The organism is Bradyrhizobium acaciae, from assembly GCF_020889785.1.
GTDB classification, from domain to species: domain Bacteria; phylum Pseudomonadota; class Alphaproteobacteria; order Rhizobiales; family Xanthobacteraceae; genus Bradyrhizobium; species Bradyrhizobium acaciae.
Genome location: NZ_JACMYK010000233.1, coordinates 1 through 7,005, shown reverse-complemented (window position 1 = coordinate 7,005; position 7,005 = coordinate 1). Strand labels below are relative to the sequence as shown.

At 65.5% G+C, this 7,005-nt stretch carries 4 protein-coding genes and 1 pseudogene; 2 read left to right on the top strand and 3 right to left on the bottom strand.

What is annotated here, in order from left to right; genetic code table 11:
- Positions 1–80 precede the first annotated feature (80 nt).
- Entirely contained in the window at positions 81–1,799 is a 1,719-nt protein-coding gene (locus H8A92_RS38975) for an N-acyl-D-amino-acid deacylase family protein (RefSeq protein ID WP_229200580.1), read from the bottom strand.
- Between the two features lie 234 nt (positions 1,800–2,033).
- The gene (locus H8A92_RS38970; RefSeq protein WP_229200579.1) at positions 2,034–2,354 is read right to left on the bottom strand and encodes a hypothetical protein; all 321 of its coding nucleotides are present in this window, start codon (positions 2,352–2,354) and stop codon (positions 2,034–2,036) included.
- Between the two features lie 135 nt (positions 2,355–2,489).
- Between H8A92_RS38970 and H8A92_RS38965 the strand changes: the two genes are divergently transcribed.
- Entirely contained in the window at positions 2,490–4,058 is a 1,569-nt protein-coding gene (locus tag H8A92_RS38965) for a CYTH and CHAD domain-containing protein (RefSeq protein WP_229200578.1), read from the top strand.
- A 34-nt stretch (positions 4,059–4,092) separates the two neighbouring features.
- On the opposite strand, the pseudogene H8A92_RS38960 reads toward H8A92_RS38965, so the two are convergent.
- Positions 4,093–5,324, bottom strand: a pseudogene (locus H8A92_RS38960) (MFS transporter).
- A 232-nt stretch (positions 5,325–5,556) separates the two neighbouring features.
- Between H8A92_RS38960 and H8A92_RS38955 the strand changes: the two are divergent.
- The gene (locus H8A92_RS38955; RefSeq protein WP_229200577.1) at positions 5,557–6,858 is read left to right on the top strand and encodes an ATP-grasp domain-containing protein; all 1,302 of its coding nucleotides are present in this window, start codon (positions 5,557–5,559) and stop codon (positions 6,856–6,858) included.
- Positions 6,859–7,005 lie beyond the last annotated feature (147 nt).

The window sequence follows — 7,005 nt, the reverse complement described above, 5'->3', positions numbered from 1 at the left end:
AAGCGCAGCGAAATCCGGGGCAACTCGATCCGCGGATGGACCTGTCCCGGATTGCGCTTCGCTTCATCCGGGATACGCGCTCAATTCATTCCCTGCGCGCCGCGCACCAGCCGGCCCGGCCGCGCGCCGGTGGCGTTGCCTGCGCGCTGCGTCACCACGCCCGAGACGATCGTCGCGTCGTAGCCGTCGACCTGCTGCAACAGACGCCGGCCGCCGACCGGGAGGTCGTAATGCACCTTCGGCGGATGCAGATGCAGCCGGTCGTAGTCGATCACGTTGACGTCGGCCTTGAAGCCCGGCGCGATCACGCCGCGATCGGTGAGACCAACCGACAGCGCGGTCTTGCGCGACTGCGCCGCGATCACGAACGGGATCGAGAGCTTCTCGCCGCGGCTGCGGTCGCGCGTCCAGTGCGTCAGCAGATAGGTCGGGAAGCTCGCGTCGCAGATGATGCCGCAATGCGCGCCGCCGTCGGACAGGCCGGGCACCGCGCTGGGCTCGCGCAGCATCTCATGCACGGCATCGAGATTGCCGTCGGCGTAATTCAGGAACGGCACATAAAGCATGCCGCGGCCTTCGTCGGTCAGCATCGCATCATAGGCGAGCTCTTCCGGCTGCCGGCCCTGGCGGCGCGCCTGCGGGCCGAGCGCGTTCTCCGGCGGCTGCTCATAGTCCGGCGGATTGCCCAGCAGATACATCTTGTCGTAGTTCGGCCGGAAGAACAGCGGATCGTCGGTTGCGGTTGCGCTCTCGCTCAGGATCGCGGCGCGCACCTCGGGCCGCCGCAGATGTGTCAGTCGCTCGGCCAGCGGCAGCTTCGCGATTTCGCGATAGCTCGGATGGGTCTGGAACGGGTTGCGCGACAATTCCAGCCCGAGTAGCAGTCCGACCGGGCGCGCCGCGATCTGGGTCGTGATCGACAGGCCGCGGGCGGCGGCCTCATTGATGGTGTCCATCGTCTGCCGCCAGCGCCGCGGCGCCTTGTCGGCCTGCGCGACCGAGAACGAGATCGGGCATCTGGTGTTCTCGGCGACCCGCAGCATCATCGGCAGGTCTTCGTGCACGGTGCTCTGGTCAAGCACGAATTGCAGCACGCTGCGGCCGACGCCGTGCATCGCGCCGGCGATCGCGGTCAACTCATCCTCGCCCGCTTTCAGCGTCGGCGTGTAGTCGCCGGTCGAGGTGCGGTGATTGAGCGTGCGCGAGGTCGAGAAGCCCAGCGCGCCCGCACGCACCGCATCACCGGCGAGCGCCGCCATAACCTTGTTGTCCTCCGCCGTTGCGGGATCGCGGCGCGCGCCGCGCTCGCCCATCACATAGACGCGGAGTGCCGCGTGCGGCAGCTGCGCGCCGATATCCATGTCGAAGCTACGTTTGGACAGCCACTCCATGTAGTCGGGAAAGCTTTCCCACGCCCAGGGAATGCCGGCGCTCAGCACCGGCTCCGGAATGTCCTCGACACCCTCCATCAGCTGGATCAGCCTGTTGTGGTCGCTCGGCCGGCACGGCGCAAAGCCGACGCCGCAATTGCCCATGATCGCCGTGGTGACGCCGTTCTGCGACGACGGCGTGATGTCCTGGCTCCAGGTCACCTGGCCATCGTAATGGGTGTGGACGTCGACGAAGCCGGGCGCCACCAGTTTGCCGCGGGCGTCGATCTCTTCCTTGCCTTTCGCTGCGACCTTGCCGACTTCGGTGATCTTGCCGCCTGAGATCGCGACATCGGCTTCATAGAAGTCGCCGCCCTTGCCGTCGGCGATGTTGCCGCCGCGGATCACGAGGTCTGGGGTCGAGGTCATGGCGTTTCATCCCGAGGCTGTTCTTGGTTGTCCGGCATCATGGGTGAGCCCTTGATGCTGTCAACCATCGCCGGTGAAGCTCTGGGATGCGCTGGCAGCGATTTTGCCAGCGAGAACGAACGTTGCGCCCGGCGGAAATTTGTTCCGCCGGGCAAGCGCAGCGGCGAACCTAACGCGCGCCGAAGAAAGCCGTCTTCTGGGTCTCTTCGGCCTGCAGCCCGGCGCGCATCCGCATCAAATCCTTCCAGCCGATATAGCCGACCAGGCGCTGGTCCTCTCGCGCGAGATGACAGGCAGATGCGAGACGTTGACCTGCATCAGGCGATCGGCGAGACGGTCGAGATATTCGTCAGGATAGGCGACGGTGATCTTGCTCCCCGCCAGCAGCTGCTTCAGCGTCGCGGTGCGATGCTTGCCCGCGCGGCGCCAGCGCAGCACGGACGGCGGACAGAGCCGCTCTTGAAGCAGATGCTGTCGCGACGATCGGAACGAATGCGTCGCGCGCACGACGTCGCGCAGCAGGAGTCCTTCGCTCTTGGCTGGCGGAGTAGCCACACACAACTTGACCGCGTAAGTTCAGATAAAATGCGCGGCTAATGCACGCTGCGATACGGCGGTATGCCTTGTCATTGTCATGAATACTTCATAAACCATGCGGGGACGATATCATTGGGCGAACGGCGGCCGGTCGTGACCGATGCGGGCAATGCCATTGCCGTCAGGCATGGCGATCAGGCGGAAGTCGAACTCAAGCTGCTTGCGCCGCAAGGAAGCCTCGAAAAGCTGCGCGAGGCACCTTGCATCGTGCAGCATGCGCGCAATCGCGGCGCCTTTCATCGGCTGGAAACGGTGTATTACGACACGCCGGAGCGTCTGCTGTTTCAGCATGGCATGTCGCTGCGCGTGCGACGCAGCGGCAAGAACTTCATCCAGACGCTGAAACTTGCCCCCGATCCCGCGCAGCCTCTGATGCGACGCCAATGGGAAATGCCGGTTGACGGCATCGTCCCTGACCTGAGGCTGCTCCCCGCCGACGAGGTCGGCGATCCCGTGGCGGCGCTGAGCAACGACGCGCTGGTAGCGGTTTTCGCGACCAAGGTACGCCGGCACGCGCGGCAGCTCGATCTGCCCGATGCATCGGTTGAAGTCGCGTTCGACGAGGGAACGATCGAGGCCGATGCGCGTCAGGAAGTCCTGTCGGAAATCGAGCTTGAACTGAAGAGCGGCAATGCCGCTGTCCTGTTCGACCTGGGAACGCAGTTGCTCGATGCTGCGCCGTTGCAGATCGGCACACGCAGCAAGGCGGAACGTGGCTATGCGCTCGCGTTCGATGCCGCGCCATCGGCAACGAAGGCCGAGTTGTCAGGCATCACCGCGGAGCTTGCGGTCGACGACGTCATCGCATTGCTGGTCGGTTCCTGCTGGCATCATCTTTTGAAGAATCACGCGGTGGCCGAGCAGGGATCGGATCCCGAAGGCGTGCACCAGATGCGCGTGGCCTTGCGGCGCTTGCGGACGATCTGTGCGCTGTTCCGGCGCGATATTCCATCGCCGGCATTCCTGGCGGTCAACAGCGAAGCAAAATGGCTGATGCGCCAACTGGGCCAGGCCCGGGATTGGGACGTCTTCGCCGAAACGACGATCACCCGCCTGGTCAGTGCGGTCCCGGACATCGACCTGGATGGCCTCCGCAAGGCGGTCGAGCAGCGCCAGAAGTCAAGCTACGGTAACCTGCAAGGCGTTCTGGCCGATCCCCGATGCAGCCGCTTCCTGCTCTCCCTTGGGCAGCTGGTGGAGCGCCGCAGCTGGCGCAACGAGATCGACAGCGAAGCGCTGGCGATCTTGTCGCAGCCCATGCCGGTGCTTGCCGAGCAAATCCTGGAACGGCTGCATCGCAAGACGTTGAAGCGTGGTGCGCGCTTCCGGCGGCTCGATATCCACGCGCAGCACAATCTCAGGATCAACCTCAAGAAGTTGCGTTATGCGGCGGAGTTCTTCCTGCCGCTCTATGCCGCCCACGCGCCGGCGAAACGCTATGTGAAGCGGCTCGCCGGGCTGCAGGCCAGTCTCGGGCGGGTGTGCGACATCGGAAGCACGCGCGTGCTGCTCCATATGATCGCGCAGGACGACCGGCCTGAGCTTCATCTCGGTATCGGCGCGATGGCCGGCTGGCTGGCCCGCGATCAGATCGCGGTCGCGAAAGCGCTGCGCAAGAGCTGGCGGCGGTTCAAGACGACGCCGGCATTCTGGGGCCGGTGAGTCCGGCTGCGGCAGCCGCTCCGCGCGGTTTGCGCTAACGGGGCTGCGGCTGGACTGCAACCGCGGAGGCCTGCGGCTTGCTTTCGGTGACCAGCGCAAGCAGCACGGTCAGCACCATGAAGACCACCGAGGCGCCGAACACCCAATGCGGCATGTGCTGGTCCATGATCCAGCCGAACAGCAGCGGGCTGACGATGCCGCCGAAATTGAAGCCGGTGGAGACGATGCCGAAGGCGCGGCCGGCAGCACCGGGAGGCGCTGCGTTGCGCACCATCATGTCGCGGGACGCGCGATCACGCCGCCAAGGAAACCGGCAAGCCCCATCGCGAGCGTCAGCGCCACCGGCGGCAGGTTCATCAGCGCGATCAGCAGCACCAGCACGGCATTGACCGCGAAGCAGGCCGCGGCGACCTGGCTGTGGCGATGGGTCCAGTCGGCGAGATAGCCGCCGGCGAGCACGCCTGCGGCGCTGGCGCCGAGGAATGCGGTCAGCGCGATGTTGGCGTTGGAGAACGACGCGCCGTAACCGCCCATCAGCGCGACCACGCCGAAATTGTTGATGCCCGAGGTCGACAGGCTGAGCAGCGTGAAGAAGGCCGTCAGCACCATCAGCGCCGGCGTGATCACGCTGGCCTTCTGCGCGGTGTCGTCCGTCGGCTTGTTCTTGTTGGCGCCGGCATCGGGAATCCCGAGCACGATCAGGAACAGCGCCACCAGCGGGCCGACCGCGCCGGCGACGATCAGCGCGCCGAGGCCGCCGATCGAGGCGACGAGTGCCGCCATGATCGCAGGCGCCACCGCACCGCCGAGGAAGCCGGCAAAGGTGTGGATCGAGAAGGCGCGACCCATCCGCGCCTCGTCCATATGGGCCGAGAGGATCGCGTAGTCGGCCGGATGATAGACGCTGTTGGCGAGGCCGAGCAGCACGGCGCAGACGATCAGCGAGGTGTAGCTGAGATGCAGGCCGAGCCCGATCAGTGCGCAGCCGCCGATGGTGAGCCCGATCAGCAGGATCTTGCGTGCGCCGATATGGTCGGCGAGGTAGCCGATCGGCGCCTGGGTCAGGCCGGAGACCACCGCGAACACCGTCAGCGCCAGGCCCAGCTCGACATAGCCGACGCCGAGCTGCTGCTTCAGGAACGGGAACAGCATCGGCAGCACGAAGATATGGAAATGACTGACCCAATGGGCGACCGAGATCCCGGTCAGGGTGCGCACTGCGCTGTCGGCTCTCGCTCGCTGCGGTGCGGCCAGAATGTCAACCATTTCAGGAACAACCCGTTCTTCCAGAGCGTTTTCGAGCGAAGTGGGCACCGGTTCGCGTGAAGAAAACCCGTCAAACAAAAGGAATACCCGGCGAGGGCCCGCCGAAAATAGAGACTGGCCGCTAATTGTCCATGAACGCAGGCGCATGGCTGCCCCCGGCGCGGACGTGCCGGATCGACACATGCGGCATAAAAGGCGGCGACAAAGTGCGGCGGCGCGGTGATGATCGGTCATGATCGACGCCAAAAAGCAGCTCAAGGTGCTTGTGTCAGAGGGCTCCAGCACCTCGGGCCGCGAGGCGATCACGATCCTGGGGCTGGCCGGCCATCACGTCGAGGTCTGCGATCCCTCGCGCTGGTGCCTGGCGCGCTATTCGCGCTTTGTCCGCAAATATCACCATTGTCCGCCGCTGCGGTCGGATCCGGCCGGCTTCCTGCGCTTCGTCGAGCGGCTATTGGCGTCGCAGCATTTCGATGTGCTGCTGCCGACCCACGAGCAGGGATTCCTGTTCGCCCGCGCCGCGGCGCGGCTGACGCCAAGTATCGGCCTGGCGCTGCCGGAGTTCGCCTCCTATCGCGCCGTGCACAGCAAGGCCGGCTTCAGCCGTCTGCTCGACCAACTCGGCCTGCCGCAGCCGCCGACCCGGATCGTGAGCTCGGCCGAGGGGTTGCGCGATGGCCTGCGGCTTCCTTCCGTGGTCAAGACGTCGGTCGGCACCGCAAGCCGCGGCATCTGGTTCGTGCGCGACGCCAGCGATCTCAATCGCGCACTCTACGATCTGGAATCATCCGGTGATTTCGCCGGCGAGGTGCTGGCGCAGGATCTCATCACCGGCACGGTCGAGAAAGCCCAGTCGGTATTCCGCCGCGGCACGTTGACTGGCTTCCACGCCTACCGGCAGATCGCGGCCGGCATCGGCGGCGGCGAGGCGATCAAGGAAAGCGTGAGCCGGCCGGCGATCCGCGCCTGTGTCGAGGCGATCGGCGCGCATCTCGGCTGGCACGGCGCGCTCTCGGTCGACGTCATCATGCCGCTCGACAGCGCAACGCCGCTCCTGATCGACTGCAACCCGCGGCTGGTCGAGCCCATGAACGCGTATCAGTCGGGCATCGATCTGGTCGATCTGCTGGTGCGCGTCTCTCTTGGTGAGACGCCGGCGGCGCTGGCCGAGAGCCGCGCCGGGGTGCGGACTCATCTCGCCATGCAGGCACTGCTCGGCAGCGCGTCGCGCGACGGCACCCGCCGCGACCTGATCAGGGAATGCGGCCGCATCGCCACGGGTGAAGGCCTCTATCGGGGTAGCACTGAGGAATTGACGCCGGTGCGGCTCGATTGGCTCAGTGCCGTGCCGCTGGCGATGACCACCGCACTGCTGCTGGCATCGCCTCCGATCGCCTCATCGCTGGCCCGCGGCGGCTTTGGCGCGCATCTGCTCGATCGAGCGAGTATTGCAAAGATCGAGAGCGAGGATTTTTTACACAATCTCTCAGCACGTCGTCCCGGCCAAAGCCGGGACCATAACCACCAGCGGTGATTATTACGACGCGCTGGGGCCACAGCGCGCTTCAACAATTCAATCCTGTGGTTGATGGGGTGGACGGCCCCCTACGGCATCAGTGTGCCAGAATGAGGTTGTTGCAAATCTCAGACAAGGGAGCCGTCCGTGAGAGAGATTATCCGT

Excerpts from the sequence above, each read along its gene's own strand:
- H8A92_RS38975 (WP_229200580.1), bottom strand. The coding sequence starts at position 1,799 with ATGACCTCGACCCCAGACCTCGTGATCCGCGGCGGCAACATCGCCGAC.
- H8A92_RS38955 (WP_229200577.1), top strand. The coding sequence starts at position 5,557 with ATGATCGACGCCAAAAAGCAGCTCAAGGTGCTTGTGTCAGAGGGCTCC.